Genomic DNA, 16,197 nt, shown 5'->3' on the forward strand with positions numbered 1-16,197 from the left:
ACCACGTCTGCGATACTATATTTTTCGCCGGGATCGATGCCGAGCTTGGTCACGAGAGAAAATTACAAGCAGGAACGGTGATGGCTCAGGAACCAGCCGGCAGGCGGTCAGAACGTGAACGCGTTAGCTGTGGCTCACACCCGCTGCGACCGCCCGATGAGGGCCGCCGGCTCGGCGGCCCTCAGGCACTCACCTCTGGTGGATCGTACACCTCCTCACGCTCCAGCATATGGAAGATCGACACGAGCAGTTTTCGCGCCGTTGCGACAATCGCTATCTGGTGGTTCTTCCGCTGTTTCAACCGAGCGTAAAACCGTCCAAGATACGGATCGTTACACCGGTGAACCGCCGTTTGAACACACTGAACGAGGATCCAGCGTAAGTCTCCACTTCCGCGCTTCGAGATTGATCCTTCCGTCCGCGAGTCGCCTGACTCGCGGACGACCGGATCCAATCCCGCGTAACTCACCACCTGCTTCGCCTCGTCGAATCGGTCGATCTCACCGATCTCCGAGGTGATCAGCAGCGACGAGTAGAAACTCACGCCCGGAATCGTCATCAACAGCTGCGTCTCCTCGAGAGACGCAGCGGTTTCCTCGATCAACGTTTCGAGTTCCTCGATTTGACTGGTTAACTCGTCGATGATCGAGAGGAACGACTCCATCAGCTGATCGCCGACCACACCGAGCGAGAAATCCTCGCCGGCGAGGATTTCTCGCCCGTTCACGCTGAACGGATCCCAGTCGTAGGTGATCCCGTGTTTGTCGAGCAGGGCGTGGACTTCGTTTTTGAAGTCCGTGCGCTTTTCGACCAATCGCTTCCGGCCGCGCACAAGTGCGCGGCGCTCCCGGAGCTCTTCGGACGGAACGTAACTCTCAGCGATCATGCCGGCTCGGCGAAGTTGCGCGAGCAACTTCGCGTCGAGCCGGTCGTTTTTCACCTCAGCATAGCCGATCGCCTTGGTTTGTGTGGGATCTGCGACAACCACGTCGAGGTGTTCGTCGAGGGTGTCGTAGACCGTGTAGTAGTTGCTGGTTGCTTCGAGCGCCGCTTTGGCTCCAGCGTATTCTTCGGCAACGTCGTCGAGATTCGCGTTTTTGACGCGAATCTCTTCGACGACCTCGGCATCGTCGTCCAAAACAGCGACGTGCGACTCATCTTTATGAAGGTCGATTCCGAGGTAGTACATGGTTCCTCTGGAGTGGGAAGTGCGTGAAGGGAGCCACACCTATTCGGGCTCGCCGCCCGGATGCCGCTAGCATCCGGGCGGCCTCCCATGATAGTGCGTCCTTGGCAGGTAGGCCAATCAGAGCCACGCGTTCTCTGACGCTGTTGAATCATCGGCCTTTGACCACCCCAGTACCTCTTCACGCACGCTGGGGACTTAGCAGGCTTTCATCCCATCAGAGCCGAAGAACTCCAATGTCTGTTTTCAGCTTCGATTGAGGAACAGGACGGGTCGTACGTGATCGACGTTCCAGAGCGCGAGCTACAACTGGGTGATCTACAGCAAGGAGAAACATATCGCGTCGCACTCGTGTCTTCCCCGACACAGAGCGAGCCAGAACAGAGCGAACAGGCTGAAACGGGATCACAGTCCCAGCGTGAGCCACAGGAACCACCAGTTGAGGAAAGTGAGACTCGAGAAGTCGAGATTGAGGACATCGGCGAACAGGGTGATGGCATCACTCGGGTCGAACGTGGTTTCGTCGTGATCGTCCCGGATACGAAAGAGAGTGAGCGAGTCAAAATTGAGATTACCGATGTACGGCAAAACGTCGCTTTCGCCGAGGTCGTCGAACGGTTGAGTTACTACGAGTAATTCCTCGATTTTCGGTGCGAGAAGAGGACGAACATACACTCGCAGTTATTGTAAGAATAGGTTTTCCGTAGAGTCAAACTGCACTTACAGCTCAGGGAAGGTGGATTTCGACGGGGAGTAACGAACGACGGGGTGGGGGGGGTGAAAGCCCTCCCGAGAGAGTTGTGCGACCACGTTAGAAAGTGTGGCCGGGAGTGAACGGAGGTGTTCCTACTTGGGCTTACTCCTCGAACCTGGCGTTTGCGACGGCAGCGGCGATTTCTGCCTCCTCAACCGTCGCTTCCTTGGTGACGCCGTCTTCATCTACGCTGACGTCGTCGTTCTGGTTCTCGGTCGTGGTCTCACTATTGGATCTGTCCGACCGGTGGTCCATGTCCATTCCGAGGTCCTCGCGAGCGTCGTTGACGGCCTCCCGATAGTTATCGAGGTCGAGACTGTCGCCATACTGCTCGCGGCTCATCGCGGCGAACTCGCTGTCACTATCGGGGAAGGCGTCGAGTCGGGCTTCGGTACATTCGATGGTCTCGGAAACCCACTGATCACGGGTTTCATTATCGACGCGGGTGGTGGTCTCGGGCCGGAGCGAGACGTACGTCTCGCCATCGCTCTCGAACGCGGATGGCTTCGCGGTCACAGCGACGTACGCCGGGGGTTCGAGGCTGGAGAGGAACGCAGCGGCCTGGGGCTGGTACTGCCCGGCGTAGACGAACATAGTGCCCGTAGGGTCGACCACGCGAGCCTGCAAGTATTCGTCCTCGTTCCCGACGTCGTTGACTTCGGTTATTGTGCCGACGAGGAAGTATCGGTTGGCGACCTCGCCCGACGGAAGCAGCGCGAAGTTCGGGGCTCGTTCCTCATCAGACTGTTTGAAGACGTGGGTAGCGTCGTTGATTTCGGCGGCGAAGGCACGCTTCGCTACCTGGCGACCTTGCCGGCCGGCATTGCTGTTCTCGGTGTCGGTGCTGTTGGATGTCGCTTCTGGGTTGGATTTGCTCATAAAGTGTTTAGTGACGGTTGTGGAGTCGAAAGTCAGGCTACTCGGGTCGCGTTCTGGTTCGGATTCGAGGTTACCCGTGCTGTTCAGCCTCGTTCACATGCAGATATCGACCGACAATAGAGCCTTCTACACGGTAGTACCGGCCCACGAGCGCGTCGATGAGGACGTCCTCGACAACGCTGGTATCGAGAGCGTCCATCGCCTGCTCGATGGCCTCATTGAGCGTGATACCCGCGATGGCCTCAGTCGCTTCGCGGTCGAAGATTGCGTACTGGACGGTCTCACCGTCGTCGAAGACCGCTTTGATGCGAAGGTCGAATTCCCCTTCAACGTCGCCGTGTTCTGCACACCGACCATTCTGGAGGACGCGCGTGCAGTCCCCGTCGGGACACCGCTTGATGAGTCCCGACCCGGACTGGATTGCAACCATCGGGACAGAGAGTTGGACATCTTCGATATCGGCTCTAACGTCGATGTCGCCGTCGACAGGTTCGATGTTCGAGCGCGAGTTGAGGTTGATGCTGTATCGCCCCTGGTACTCGCTGGTGATGACGTTCGAAAGCTTGTAGACGCTACCCTCCTCAAGGGTTGGGAGTTCGGCCTTCGTCCACTTGGTGAACTTGAGGCGACCGCTCTCGTCGCCGATGAGCCCGACCTGGTCGATGCTGTCGTGGGTGGGGTCCCAGAGTTCGACGATTTTTACGGTCACGTCCACCCACTGCTCGTGCTGGTTGATTGAGGCGAGGGTGACGTCGCCGGCGCTCTGGCCAGGGAACTCGAGGTCATCGTATTCGAGGCCGAACACGTCGCGATAGTGGCTGACCGCGGCGCGGCGGGCCTCGTCAAGAGGAACCTTGTACTGGTTGGTCATCTTCTCGAGACGGCTCGCGACTTCCTCTACGCTGGGGAGGTCGCCATCAAGGTCGTCTGGGAACTGTTCGAGGATGCCGGTTGCAGCCTCCGAGAGGTCTGTGTCGGAGACAGTTACGGCTAGTTCTGCGGATTTTGTGTTGCTTGACATTTTCTGGAAGTGGCGCGATTGCTGTCGCTGGCTGGAATGGTTCGACTGGGTGAACGAGACTAGATAGAAGATGAGATTCGAGTGGGAGTGCCCAGAGGACGGCTGCTGGAGCAGCACCCAGGATGTTTGCTCCTCCTCCGATTCCCCTCACCCCCTTGGGGGAGCCAAAACACAGGTATTGGTGGCCGATCGCGACTCACCGGACTTCATCGAGGTTGATGGTTTCCTCGGCACTGATCCAGCCGCCGACGTTCCCGCGCTCGATGAACGCCCAGGTGCCGTCGATGAGCCTGACGAACCGCATCGTTCTTGGAAGGGGACCGGGTCCCGACGGGTACGGGTTGAACTCGTTCTTGTCGTCGGTGACGGGCCGGCTGGGATCTTCGCCGTCGACGATGTCAAGATGGAAGTCGACATCGTCGTCGCCGGTGAGTTCCTCGTTCGTGAGTGGTTGACTGTGACTGTTCGTCGGACCGTGGTCGGAGTTGTTGGTTGACATCGTTCTATTGGAATAGTGAGACTGGATGCACGGAGTGAAGTGCTGCTTCTGTCGACTAGCTGTCTTCGCGCCATCTCTGGCCGCAATTCACACAGGAGAGGAGTCTCGTCGGTGGTTCGTCGATGGACCGGAGTTGAACGAGGCGATATTGCGCTCGATCGTGATCACACTCTGGACACCGGCACGTGGTCGTTGGAAGTCCAAGACCCGGCTTGTCGTCGCTCGCCACGGTAGTCTCCGAGGTGTCGGGGGTTGCAACGCCAGTGAGTACGCTCTCGTTCGTGTCGTCCGCTGTCTCCGTCTCTACCTCTCCCTCCTTGTCGTCATCAAGGGCGGTTCCGAAAAGGTCGAGGTCACGGATAAGCGCCCAGAGACGACGCTTACCCTGGGGAACGGGAGTAACGGGAACAGGCGTGGATTCGGGACGGCCCGTCGAGACGACCTCCCGGATGGCCGCGCCGATCTCGTCCCCTTCGGCGTCGACGTCGACGATTAGGGAGACCACGTTCGCTTGTTCGCGCCACCAAGTTGGGAGTGGTATCTTGCTATCGTCCTCGTCGAATATCTCGGTGGCTTTGAGCCATTCGAGGGCGTCCAGCTTCTCGCCCTTCTCTTGGTCGAGTCTGTCGACGGGAGCATGCACGGGACGGGAGACTTCTTCGACGCCGGGAGCGCCCAAGGGGGGAATCGTACACGCGCTGTGCACTTGGAAGGGCTGTTCGATGCCCTGTTCGCGGTGACGCTTGGCGTATTTCTCCCAGTCTACGTTCGGGATGTCGCCTCTGGGAGCGGGTCCGTCGCCACGCTCGAGAACTTCGATATGCGTCTCGGAGTCAGCGGCGAGAGTGGCCTGTCCCTGGTACTTCCCGACTTTCCCGGCACGAATCCGAACGAGATCGCCTTCGTGGAGGATGACACCCTGTTGAGAGCGTGTCCACACGGTGAATTTGATGGTATCGCCGGCGTCGTCTTTGATGAGGCCGACCTGCTGTTGGCTCCCTGATTTGGGTTGCCAGAGGGTCGTGACTTCGCCCTGGATGTCAGCCTCGACGTTGTACTTCGAGGGGATAATCGGCACGGACGAGATAGGTTGGATGACGCTCGCCTCCTGATAGAGCTGGTCCAACGTGTTGGACTGAGCGGTGAAGACGTCCTGACCGCTCCGGACTTTGCGTGCGAGCAGGTGTCGGAGTACTTCGTCACCGGGGCTGGTGATAAGGTGGTCTTCGATTCGAGCAGCGGCCTCGCGGACAGCTTCAGCCTCGTTATCGTCGATATTTTCGAATGCGTTGTTGCGGATGATTCCCTCCCCGAGGACGCGCTCTTTGCGCTTGGACTGGCGTTCCTCGCGCTCTTCGACGAGCTCCTTACGGCATCGTGTCTCGCGGTCGATGCCGACCACGTGGGCGGCCAAGGCCTTCTCGCGCTGGCGTTTGCGTTCCTCACGGAGTCCGTGTAGGCGTTCCTGGGCTTCGAGTGGGAGTCCAGTGAGGTCCTCGTCGGCGAGGTCGATAGGATCGACGTCGCGACCTTCGGTAGTGCGAAGGCTCGCACCGATCCAGTATGCGTCGAGTTCGTAGTTTCCATTTCCTTCGATTTCGAGGCCGAACTCGTCGTATTCGGGCTCACGACGGGCAGCCATCATGAGCTCGCCAGCGTTCTCGAGGCGGATGCCGAGGCAGTCGCTTTCGAGGTGCGGTGACTCGTAGAGGCCGCGCATGGTGAGTTCGTCGAACCGGTCGTCCTGTTCGACGTCGCCGTTCGTGAGCTGGTCGTCTCCGTTGTGGTAGTACGTCATCTGGTAGTCACTCCATCTGGGTGAGGTCTGAGGCGATCTGAACCGACAGCGGCGCTGCTGTCGACCCTCTCTCACTCCCTCAGCCCCATTTGGGGTCCAAAACTGAGCGCAAGCTAGCCAATCGCGTCTTTAGGAACGTGTCACGTCTTCAGGTGTCCCCCGGTCAGTTCCCGCCCGCATTCGCTGGGGGTAGTCGATGAGCGTGTTCGGGCGGGATTATGAGGGGTAACGTCCGAGGACAGGCTACTGTGCTATGGACTGGGTGGTCGGTAGCCGATACGATTATATCTACATCCTGAGTAGCTAATAGTGAGCCTTGAACGGCTCATCATAACAATGTGGGAAAGGCGATTCTCGTCTTTCCACTTCCACACTTCTTGAGCGATTGCGACGTTCTATATCGGTCTGTGAGGACGAATTGAGAGGCTATGGGCGACGATGAGTGTTGCTGGCGCGAGCGATCTAGTCGGAGGCTCTGTTAGAAGGGAGCGGTATTTCGGGGGTTTTCATCAGAAAACCGCATTACTGCGCGGTGATAGGCGCGATACAGTTATAGACGGTTCGAGCGTCTATGCGAATGGAAAGCACGGTCGCTTTCCCACATTGTTATGAGTGGAAACACCGACAGTGTCCACCTCTCTGAGGCTGGTCACGAGAAGAACGGTAGAACCGAAATCGAATATGAGAATCCGACCCACATTGCCCGTCGCTACGATGGGTGGTTCGACGATCTCCGCTCCCTCGATTGCGAGGAACGCCGTCGCTTGGACGGTAACGTGGAGTCGCCGACTATCCGCTGGCACGCTGGCCTCGATGAGTCCGAGCGTCGCCTCGATGCGGACGGCGTGGAGTCGCAAGGCGCAATCTCTGAATTCACGTCTGGCTCCGAACACGAGTTCGAGAGCGAGAGTTCCGATGATTACTACGGCTGGTACAACGACCAACCGATGGTCCCATCCCGTAGTGACGAGCGGAGGGCTGAGATGAACGCGAGAGGCCGTCCGGCTGACGCGATCACTGAACCCGACGCTCTCTCGACTGGCGAGTACATCTACATGGGCCACGACCGCCTGACCGACCCAACTGGCGATCAGTTGACGGGCACAGCGTCTGGTCTTGAAGAGTACATCCCCACGAGTTCGTCTACTGCCCCCGTACAGTTGGGACAGAAGCTCGAATCTGTCGAAACCCTCGACCTAGACACTCAACGGCTTCGTGAGCTGAAGATCATCCCCAACGATGAACAGACGCCTCGCGAATCAGAAGGTGTCACGACGTCCGAATTAGAAGTGCTGCTTCCCTATGGCGAAGTTGCCTCCCTTCGGAGCGTCGTGCCGAACCCCGAGGACTACTCTCGGTCGTCGATAACCGGAATCGAATTCCGCCTAGCGTTGGATGAAGAGCTCAAGCGGAGCTCTCATGGTATCGACGAAAACGGTCACATGACAGGTGTGGCTGCTCTCTTGAATCAACACACAGACATCCTTGCTCGTTTCCGCACGGAACACGATCGCACGCTTCCTGAGCGACGGGATCGAAACCGGCGGAGCTTCGAACAACGGTTCAAACAGCAGATCTACGACCGAGCTGCTCCGTTGCGCGAGCTGGGTAAGGAAGATCCCGATCTTCGTGAAGAAATTCTTGCCGAGACACGCAGACTGCTTGACGGGAATGCACTGCACGAAATTCGGAAACCACCGGTCACTGTCGCTTCCCAACTTGCACGCCGTGTGCAGGCTGGGACGGACATCACGACCGCGTTCCTTTCGCTTGTCGAAGAGGAGCAGACCGACCCGAGAAACGTCATCAGGATCAACGCGATTTTGAAGGCGAATCTCGCGTCCTCGAAAGGCTATGTCACGACACAGGGCGTCGTGAAGAAAATCTACTATCCACCAGTTCCTAGCCTGAAGTTTGCTATGATTCTAAAGGATGGTAACCGCCGCGAGGATGAGGTCCGCGTTTCCGTCTGGGAGTCCAGCGAATACGAAGAGACTGCGTCAACGGCTGACCCCGATGATGTCGATGGCGAAGTCCTAATCTCGAAGAAGACCCTCATCGAACCGAACGAGGGCGACACTGTGCGTCTGGTGGATTTCAAGCTTCCACGCCAGAGATCCAAGCAGACGTACCAAGGTCAACCGAAGCTCGATTCACGATGGGCATCTGAAATCGAGATTGTCGAACGCGCTCCTGTCAAGTCATCCGATCAGACGTCGACGACTGCCAGACCGCAATATGTTGGTCGTTCGTCGAGTCCGTCTGACGATGGTGAACCAGTTCCCCGGAGTGAGGCTGCGAATTTCGACGGTGAAGTCTGTGTCTCCTGGCCCGAGCCAGTGATGATTGCTGACTTTATCGCCGATGAGCTCACCCGCATTGCCCAGACTGGTGATACTGCATGAGTACACGCGTAGTGCGTACTCCTCGGTATGGATTCGATGACGGAATACCGTCTCCGTACTGTCACCCCGAAATGTAACGAACCCTAACAACCACCCGAGTTCCCCCGACGAACTCAGAAAACTAATCCTTCCTTTTCACAGACCACAGAGCGAGCGGTCTTGATATCGATCGCGATCTCGCAGTCATCCATGTTTAGGATATCGAGACGATATCGAAAGAAGTGGAATGTGGGGGATGTGACGGATGTGACGGATGTGAGGCTACAGTAAATGTGAACGGCAAATCATCTTATAACGTGACAGCGTTGGGTGCGGTACGGTTGCGAACCGGGATGTTTAGTCATCCCGGCCGCTGACGCGACCGGTCGAAACACCCTCCAACAACACGGAATTGGCTCGGCTCGGCCCTCGTTGTGTCATTGACGTGGGCGGATCGAGCGGATTCTCCCTCCACCGATGACACCGAGACCTCCATCGACAGCGAATAGGAGACGGCGATACACAGTTGATGCCCGCGTAACTGGTCGGCGATCGCGATGACGAGCTGGCGCAGCGACGACGAGATGAGTATCGATGAGCAGTGGTACGAAATTCAGTTGTCGGTCCCGTGGGTCGTCGCCGGCGCGAAGAGCGTCCAAGACGCAATCAACATCGCAGTTGCGGAAGTCGGTACGCGAACAAAGTCAACAGAAGCCCGGTCGTCGGAGATCCTCGTCCAAGATGTCGTCTGTCCCTCCTGTGGGTATGAAATGGAGGCGGCGCTCTGTACGACGGATTTTGCGCTGGTCGTACTGACTGTTATCGTCGAGATGTTGGCAGAGTCTCACGAGGAGAGCGAGCGTGTCGCGAAGCGCGAGTTGGGCGTCCGCATGAAGGACATCCCGCTCACGGTGTTGGAGACGCGACCGGTTGACGAGGCGGATGAAAAGCCAGAAATGAACTTCGCGGATCTTGGTCGCGACGTCCAATCCAGAAGCGAAACAAAGCAAACGCAAGGATAATTGCTACAAGAACACCCCCCGGAGTGTGAATGGGATCCTTGATCGACACCCCTCGGTGTGAATGGGTGAATAGATGACGAATTGATATAATCACACCCCCACACCCCTCAGTGTGAATGGTGTACCACTGCTCATACCAGGTTTAATCTCTCCTGATCAACGTCAGTACGGTCACACTGGTGGTCCCCCCTTCGCTTCGCTCAGCCATCGGCTGCGGCGTAAGCGCCTTGCCTTGTAGAACTAGCCTACTCGGCGGACTGTTTGTGCTAGTGTATAATAAAATTAACTACTAGTGCGGTAGCGGTGCGGTTGTCGGTGCAGCTGAACACACTGGACAGACAACACAGCAACAAATACCGCCCGGTGGTAAGAATATCTTCAAGTACAGACGTTCTAGGGGGCGTTCGCGACATTACTGCCGTGTATTCTCTATCCGGTTAGACTGAGAAACGAGTGTTGATTTAGTATCACTGTGTCCTATGGTGGACCATTCACACCGAGGGGTGTGGGAGGTATCACCCCATCAGTTCTTGGAGTTCTGGTGTCGAATTGATCAGACCTCTCCGGGTGCTTTCTACTTCACCCTGTAACGAGTATGATCTGAACTTCCCGTCATCTCCGCCCTCTTTCTTCTTCGACTCGAGAACACCCGTTGTCACGTGTTTATTTAACAGCTCGAGAGCACGATTGTATCCTTTCGGCTCAACACGGACATCTTTCGCGACTGTTTCGTACACTCGATGTATTTCTGAAGTTCGGAACCATTCTTTCTCCGGGTTGTTCCGATCAAGCCGAGTAAGTGCAAACAGGAGTAGCTTCCCTGATAATGGTGTTCCCTTGACCATTTCCATAAATAGTTCTACTTCAACGAGCTCGTCAGCTTCAGAGACGTGGTCCGCCGTGACGATCTCGCCACCCTCTTCGTCGGCAACCTCACCCGCGTTTCGTAACAACCGCACTGCACGGCGGGCGTCACCATGTTCATCGGCCGCGAGCTCGGCCACTTTCGAGATCACATCATCTTCCAGTACTTCTTGGTAAAATGCGTCACGGCGATTATCCAGAATAGAGACAAGCTGATCCTCCTCGTAGGGTGTGAATGTCCAGTGCTTGGGCTGAAGCGTTGATTGAGCCCTTGAATCAATATCCCCTTTGAACTCAATATCGTTTGAAATGCCGATCGTCACCACAGGGAAGTTAACATCATCTTTCGATTTGGCCCTCGACAGTGTGTAGAGAATCTCGTTGATTTCGCCGTGTTTATCGATCTCGTCGATTATAACAACAAGCCCACCCGGAAACTCTCTCTCAACAATAGGCCATAGTTTCTTGTCACGATAATGTTCCGCTGATAGACCTAGAGATGGGACGTCGACTGGATCGTTGGCTTTGGCATTCACTTGTTCTGCTATCTTACGAAATGTAGAGGTGTATGTCGATATTGGGTCTGGATTAACATACGCCGTAACAATAGACCCGTCAGTCCCTTCTGTCGTTGCCTCGAGGCGTTCACAGACGTGCCTAGCGACCAGTGTCTTCCCGGTCCCTGTCTCACCCCACATCACGATGTTGTCCGGAACATCGTCCGTCCTCATCTTACGGAGATTCTTCGCCAAGGATTTGATTTTATCATCACGTCCGACGATCCGATTCGCATCTGGGACATTATCTATTTCGAGCAGCCACGGTTTCTCAAAGATTTTTGATGTATATTCGTCGCCCTGATCGTCGACACTCAAAATCTCGTCAACAGTTGTCTGGGTTGTATTGTTATCCGTCATATTGAGGATATCCGACCCCATTCACATAAAGGTAACCGACCCTCGATGTGATAGGCTAATCCCTATTCACGTTTTAGAAGAACTGAGAATACGGTTCCGTATGTATATAAATTCTGGAAAGTAAAGGATCCCATTCACACCGAGGGGGGGCAAACTGGGGATTCCATTCACACCGAGGGGGGGCAAATCGAGGACCCCATTCACACTCCGGGGTCAAACTGGATATCCCATTCACACCGAGGGGTGTCGATCAAGGATCCCATTCACACCGAGGGGTGCTGGATAGCGATTAAAGAGAAGAGAAATTTTCGTGTAGAGGATATCATCGACGTTAGTCTCGGAATTCCTCATCGAGGAGGTTGCGCTCGGCGGGGTCGCCGTCGTACCTGAACGAGACGAGTTCGTGGAAGTCTTGATTCGTCCGATCCTCAAGGTACACGCTGTAGTCCGTGTCCGCGTCGGGTTCGTCATCTTCGCCGTAGCCGAGGACGAGATGCTCGGTCTCCATCTCGTCGACGACGAAGTGAGACCGCTCGACAAACCACTTATAAAGGCCAAGGAGAATACCTGCGGCTTCAGCCGCAGGATGAATCCGACAACTCAGAGTCAATCCGCGCTGCAATAGCCACGCTGAGATTGACAATCCGTAACTTAAAGTGACAGGAAATCCTATACATAGGTAGGAATCAGGCTGAGAACGGAGCGATTCCTGCCAGTCCTACGATGGCGGCCTGTCCGCCCCAAGCAATGAGACAGTAATCGGAACCAGTTGGGTGAACGGTCGGTTCCTACAATGAACCGACGCAGTGCCCGACTGCTGTACGCACCACAGAAAGTAACTCCAAGTCCGTCGAAATCTGCCGGACTCCCCGAGGCAAAAACAACTCCGGGAGTCCGAACACGATAGAGGATAGGAGTACCGGGGGCTTGGCACTCCCAGCAGTCCCACCCGTCACAGTCCGTGAACCCCACACGGATTCTCACCGTGTCGGGGTTCGGTGGAACTGCAAACCTGAAATCTCCAACGCTCAGGATTCCTCCGCGTTTACCCGGAGGAGGATGTCAATCTCGACTCTGTACCAGCCCTCGTCCTTATTGATGTGGAAGATGCGGCCGTACTCTGGGTTCCCACCGTTTTTCGAGACTCTGATGGGATACATCGTCGGAACCACGTACTCGTCGGAACTCTTCCAGTCATCGATATCGACGGCCAGATCGAAGGTAAGGTCGACAAGCCAGACAGGGCCGTGATATTCGGTGTGATCCTTGTATTCGTTAATGATCCGGTAGAAATGGTACGGGTCGGAAACCGAGGCGGTGAGCGGGAAGACAGGCTCATCCGAGTCAGGCGTCGGGGTCGAACTCTCCCCACCATCATTCGTCCCGCCACTAGCGCTAGAGCTGGAGCAGCCGGCGATCGCGGTGATTGCTCCAGCACCGGCGAGCGCACCGCCCTCCTGGAGGAATGATCGGCGACCGAGAGTACTGTTCGAGTGCTGTGCGTCCGTGGAGGTATTGTTGGAGTTCATGATTGGAATGAACGAAATCGACCGAGAACAGCGGTTACACCGCCTCTTCGATCTCCATCACTCCTCTTCAGGGCCCAATACTCACACGATGCCGAGGAAGGAGCTTGGTGGGTGTTCATAGTCAGAACTAGCAGTGAAATGCAAGCATAACTCTTCGCGAACCACATTCAATGTAGCCGCCACATTTCACGATGTGTAGCGGGTTGCTCTGACCGCAATTGGTGACGTTGACGGTATCTCCAGATGGGATGAAGTCGTACGAAAGGCTCAAATCCTACGTTACAGTCCGAACGTAGATGCCGTTTGGTGTTGCGTAGGACAAGAACGGAGCGCCGGAACTGGCATCCGTCTGAAAACTGCTGGCGGATGGTCGAATGGTACAGAAAGTGACGATGCGAGAGCCAGGTGCGTCGTCAGACGTGGCATTGGCAATACTGGCCGACCTCCAAGGACCACGCTCTCAAGCGTATGGTCGGGTCGGCTGTGACTCTCGACGGGGACTCTGCGATGAGTTCGGTGGCGTTGCCAGATTGCTTTCTAGTGTTGCTATGAGTGGACACGGGCAGGACTCGTGCCAAGACTCCGGGAACGGAACCGATGGAAACAGAGTCGAACGGTCGGTGAGGGCTAGCGATTGATCGTCGTGAGGCCCGCGATCTTCGACGAAGGCAGTGATAAGCCGACCTCATCGATGGGGCGAGCACTAATAGATGGTCGAATCGCCCCTCACCTCCTTCAGGGGGCAAAAACTGGAGAAAAGAAGCGCCAGAGGGAACCAGAAATGGGTAGAAGCTAGTCAAGGGTCAAGAGCCGATGCAACCGCATACCGCTTGAGACCAGCGAACCGCCGTCGTACCGGGGGCACTCGGCAGATTTTCGATGCACAGTGACGGCGTGCCGGAGGGCGACGTTCACCCTAGCCGGACGGGAATATCCCGCGCCGCCCTTACTGGGCGGGAGCTGGCTCCGACTCGATGTCGCTGCCGGCAGGAGCGAGGTCCTCGGCTGCCGCCTGGACTGCCGCTTCGATGGCCGAGATATCACTGTTGTAGACGCTGAGAACGGCGTCCGCTGCATCCGATTCTCCGCTCTCGAGCGCGCCTAGTCGCGCCCGGGTCGCGTTAATGGTTTCAGCCATCCACGAGTCGCGAATCTCCCCGCCCACCGTCGAGATGTGCTCGGGCTGGATGGAGACGTTCACGCCGGCGTCCGTCTCGTACTGGTGGACCTTGCCGACCACTGCGACGAACGACGGGGTCTCGGCCGAGCGGAGCACAGCCATCGGCTCCTGCTGGTACTGCCCCGCGTAGATGTTCACAACTTCACCACCTGCCATGACGCGCCCCTTCCAGAACTCGGAGTCATCGCCGACATCCGAGGTTTCGATGAGAGCACCGACCACGAGCACGCGGTTGACCGCCTCACCCGAGGGGAGTAGCGTGAACTTTGGCGCACGATCGTCGCCCTCGTCCTCTGGACGGGTGAACGAGTGGGTCGCCATGTTCAGCTCTTCAGCGAACACGCGCTTGGCAGGTTGGCGCTGCGTGGCGGCGTCTGCGAGGGCTGCGTTACTGAGGCCGGCATTCTCTCCCGAGTAGGAGATCTCCTCGACCTCGTCGACGAGGAAGTACTCGCCGATGACCGGGCCCCGGATATCATACGTCCTGCCGATGAGCAACTCACGGAGCTCCGTTTCGACGACGCTGGGATCGAGGGCCTCAGAAGCCATCTCCATGGCGTCATCGAGACTCACTTCGGAGACTGCCTCAGTCATCTCAGCGTTGAACAGCGTGCGGACAGCACGGTTGCCATCGTCGAGGATGGCCTTCAGGCGAAGATCGAACACGCCATCGACGTCACCGTGTTCGGAGCAGCGACCGTTCTGGAGGACGCGCGTGCAGTCCTCGCTGGGGCAGCGCTTGATGAGGCCCGAACCCTCATCGAGGCCGACGAGCGTCCCAGTGGCGCGAATCGACCCGTCCGTGGGTTCGACGGCCTCCTCGGACTCCGTGACGCTGCTCGCCTTGTTGAGCGAGATGGAGTACTTGCCCTCGTACTCGTTCGTGACCGCCGAGGTGATGTCGTAGGTGACGCCTTCCTCGAGTGTCGGGAGCGAGTCAGTGTTCTTCGCCCAGACAACGAACTTCATTTGGGCCGTTTCGTCGGCGATGAGGCCGACCTGCCGCATGGAATCGGAGTGCGGCTCCCAGAGGTCGACGATCTGCGCCCGGACGTCCACCCATTCCTCGTCACCGAGGTTCGAGATATCCTCGAGAGCTATCCGGTCGAAGCCCCGGGAACTGCTGTTACCGGTGCCGACGAAGCCGGCAACCGCCTTGACCCCGTCCGAGAGGTCGTTGGATTCGAGGTCGTAGTCGTTGATGACGTTACGAACTGTCGTCTCGACCGCCGTCTCGATCGGAACGGAGAACTCCTGCATGGCCGCAATTCGCTCTTCAATGCTCGACACGGGGATCTCCACGCCCATCTCGCCGAACTCGCCGCTGATGTCTTCCGCGCGCTGTGCTACGTCTGTGGTAATGTTTGCACACATGTTTGTCACTCTCTGAGGGGATTTCTGAGAAACGGCTTCGGGACTGGGCACTCGACCGTCGCGCCCCACCCCACCCGCTCTCCCTCACCCCCTTTGGGGGCTAATACTCACGGGAGACGCAAGCAGGATAACCGGAAAGCGACGATTGGGACATCCCGACCGCCGCCGTATGGACTGATTCACTCCGAGGTTGAACCCCGGATCTCGGCGAGAATGAACGCAGTCACCGCTGCGCCCCTCTCTGACTTCCCTCACCCCTCTTTGGGGACCAAAACTCACGCTGCGAGGAGCTGGGGAAACCGAGAGAACAGAGGCACTTTGCCCGTCCGAGCCGTCTAGTCGGAAAGCAGTACGTACAGAATCGCGTTCACATCCTCGACGACTAGAAGGTGTAGTCGTCGCGATCGCGAGCTTCGGCACACGCCTCGCAGAGGATGTCGAATGGCGGCCACCCGGTCAGTCCGTCGGCATCTTCGAGGAGCGTGGTCGGGACCAGGCCCGACATCCCACACCCACCGTCACACGACGCCCAGGAATGGCTGACCGCGGCGAACGTCTCGCCATGTGGGTCATGGTCGGGCTTCCTGAACTCGGGGCCATCGCCGGTCTTGAACTGAACGCTCACGGGTTCTCGCGGCTCAATTTTGGCTTCGGTCGCTGATCTGCTGAAATCGCTGTCGATACGCCGCTCATCGGGGTTGATGTTGTCGTACATCTCACTTCCCTCACCCCCATTTGGGGTCCAATACTCACGCTGCGAGGAGCGGGGGTACACACGGAACGAACGGCG

General features: G+C 57.2%; 13 protein-coding genes. 3 read left to right on the forward strand and 10 right to left on the reverse strand.

Annotated elements, in window-relative coordinates; all coding sequences use genetic code 11:
• Window positions 1-181: 181 nt before the first annotated feature.
• Window positions 182-1,189: an IS110 family RNA-guided transposase gene (locus NBT82_RS19495; RefSeq protein ID WP_251331090.1), complete on the reverse strand. Its 1,008-nt coding sequence runs from the start codon at window positions 1,187-1,189 to the stop codon at window positions 182-184.
• A gap of 276 nt (window positions 1,190-1,465) precedes the next feature.
• Here NBT82_RS19495 and NBT82_RS19500 point away from each other — a divergent pair, with 276 nt between their 5' ends.
• Complete coding sequence (locus NBT82_RS19500) at window positions 1,466-1,822, forward strand: TRAM domain-containing protein (protein WP_251331621.1); 357 nt, start codon at window positions 1,466-1,468, stop codon at window positions 1,820-1,822.
• 220 nt (window positions 1,823-2,042) lie between these two features.
• Here the strand turns inward: NBT82_RS19500 and NBT82_RS19505 are convergent, their stop codons facing one another.
• The 4 genes from NBT82_RS19505 to NBT82_RS19520 form a co-directional block, all read right to left on the reverse strand.
• Window positions 2,043-2,819, reverse strand: coding sequence for a DNA-binding protein (locus NBT82_RS19505; protein WP_251331480.1), 777 nt, complete (start codon window positions 2,817-2,819; stop codon window positions 2,043-2,045).
• Between the two features lie 70 nt (window positions 2,820-2,889).
• Window positions 2,890-3,840, reverse strand: a complete 951-nt coding sequence (locus tag NBT82_RS19510; RefSeq protein WP_251331623.1) for a replication factor A — start codon at window positions 3,838-3,840, stop codon at window positions 2,890-2,892.
• A gap of 196 nt (window positions 3,841-4,036) precedes the next feature.
• Window positions 4,037-4,339: a hypothetical protein gene (locus tag NBT82_RS19515; protein ID WP_114450771.1), complete on the reverse strand. Its 303-nt coding sequence runs from the start codon at window positions 4,337-4,339 to the stop codon at window positions 4,037-4,039.
• A 55-nt stretch (window positions 4,340-4,394) separates the two neighbouring features.
• Window positions 4,395-6,137 carry a hypothetical protein gene (locus tag NBT82_RS19520; RefSeq protein ID WP_251331481.1) on the reverse strand — a complete coding sequence of 581 codons (1,743 nt, stop codon included), beginning with the start codon at window positions 6,135-6,137 and terminating at the stop codon, window positions 4,395-4,397.
• Window positions 6,138-6,745: 608 nt separating this feature from the next.
• Here NBT82_RS19520 and NBT82_RS19525 point away from each other — a divergent pair.
• Entirely contained in the window at window positions 6,746-8,542 is a 1,797-nt protein-coding gene (locus NBT82_RS19525; RefSeq protein ID WP_251331482.1) for a hypothetical protein, read from the forward strand.
• Window positions 8,543-9,078: 536 nt separating this feature from the next.
• The gene (locus NBT82_RS19530; RefSeq protein WP_251331483.1) at window positions 9,079-9,543 is read left to right on the forward strand and encodes a DUF555 domain-containing protein; all 465 of its coding nucleotides are present in this window, start codon (window positions 9,079-9,081) and stop codon (window positions 9,541-9,543) included.
• A gap of 515 nt (window positions 9,544-10,058) precedes the next feature.
• On the opposite strand, the gene NBT82_RS19535 is transcribed toward NBT82_RS19530, so the two are convergent.
• The 5 genes from NBT82_RS19535 to NBT82_RS19555 form a co-directional block, all read right to left on the reverse strand.
• A complete protein-coding gene (locus NBT82_RS19535) occupies window positions 10,059-11,324 on the reverse strand; it encodes an orc1/cdc6 family replication initiation protein (protein ID WP_251331484.1) in 1,266 nt (421 codons plus the stop codon).
• A 331-nt stretch (window positions 11,325-11,655) separates the two neighbouring features.
• The gene (locus tag NBT82_RS19540; RefSeq protein ID WP_251331485.1) at window positions 11,656-11,832 is read right to left on the reverse strand and encodes a hypothetical protein; all 177 of its coding nucleotides are present in this window, start codon (window positions 11,830-11,832) and stop codon (window positions 11,656-11,658) included.
• A 520-nt stretch (window positions 11,833-12,352) separates the two neighbouring features.
• Window positions 12,353-12,853, reverse strand: a complete 501-nt coding sequence (locus tag NBT82_RS19545) for a hypothetical protein (protein WP_251331486.1) — start codon at window positions 12,851-12,853, stop codon at window positions 12,353-12,355.
• 946 nt (window positions 12,854-13,799) lie between these two features.
• Complete coding sequence (locus tag NBT82_RS19550) at window positions 13,800-15,458, reverse strand: hypothetical protein (RefSeq protein ID WP_251331487.1); 1,659 nt, start codon at window positions 15,456-15,458, stop codon at window positions 13,800-13,802.
• Window positions 15,459-15,789: 331 nt separating this feature from the next.
• The gene (locus NBT82_RS19555) at window positions 15,790-16,122 is read right to left on the reverse strand and encodes a hypothetical protein (RefSeq protein WP_112077713.1); all 333 of its coding nucleotides are present in this window, start codon (window positions 16,120-16,122) and stop codon (window positions 15,790-15,792) included.
• Window positions 16,123-16,197 lie beyond the last annotated feature (75 nt).

It is taken from the genome of Haloplanus sp. HW8-1 (assembly GCF_023703795.1).
GTDB lineage: Archaea > Halobacteriota > Halobacteria > Halobacteriales > Haloferacaceae > Haloplanus > Haloplanus pelagicus.

Excerpts from the sequence above, each read along its gene's own strand:
- NBT82_RS19530 (WP_251331483.1), top strand. The coding sequence starts at position 9,079 with ATGACGAGCTGGCGCAGCGACGACGAGATGAGTATCGATGAGCAGTGG.
- NBT82_RS19515 (WP_114450771.1), bottom strand. The coding sequence starts at position 4,339 with ATGTCAACCAACAACTCCGACCACGGTCCGACGAACAGTCACAGTCAA.
- NBT82_RS19505 (WP_251331480.1), bottom strand. The coding sequence starts at position 2,819 with ATGAGCAAATCCAACCCAGAAGCGACATCCAACAGCACCGACACCGAG.
- NBT82_RS19495 (WP_251331090.1), bottom strand. The coding sequence starts at position 1,189 with ATGTACTACCTCGGAATCGACCTTCATAAAGATGAGTCGCACGTCGCT.
- NBT82_RS19540 (WP_251331485.1), bottom strand. The coding sequence starts at position 11,832 with ATGGAGACCGAGCATCTCGTCCTCGGCTACGGCGAAGATGACGAACCC.
- NBT82_RS19535 (WP_251331484.1), bottom strand. The coding sequence starts at position 11,324 with ATGACGGATAACAATACAACCCAGACAACTGTTGACGAGATTTTGAGT.
- NBT82_RS19520 (WP_251331481.1), bottom strand. The coding sequence starts at position 6,137 with ATGACGTACTACCACAACGGAGACGACCAGCTCACGAACGGCGACGTC.
- NBT82_RS19525 (WP_251331482.1), top strand. The coding sequence starts at position 6,746 with ATGAGTGGAAACACCGACAGTGTCCACCTCTCTGAGGCTGGTCACGAG.
- NBT82_RS19510 (WP_251331623.1), bottom strand. The coding sequence starts at position 3,840 with ATGTCAAGCAACACAAAATCCGCAGAACTAGCCGTAACTGTCTCCGAC.
- NBT82_RS19555 (WP_112077713.1), bottom strand. The coding sequence starts at position 16,122 with ATGTACGACAACATCAACCCCGATGAGCGGCGTATCGACAGCGATTTC.
- NBT82_RS19545 (WP_251331486.1), bottom strand. The coding sequence starts at position 12,853 with ATGAACTCCAACAATACCTCCACGGACGCACAGCACTCGAACAGTACT.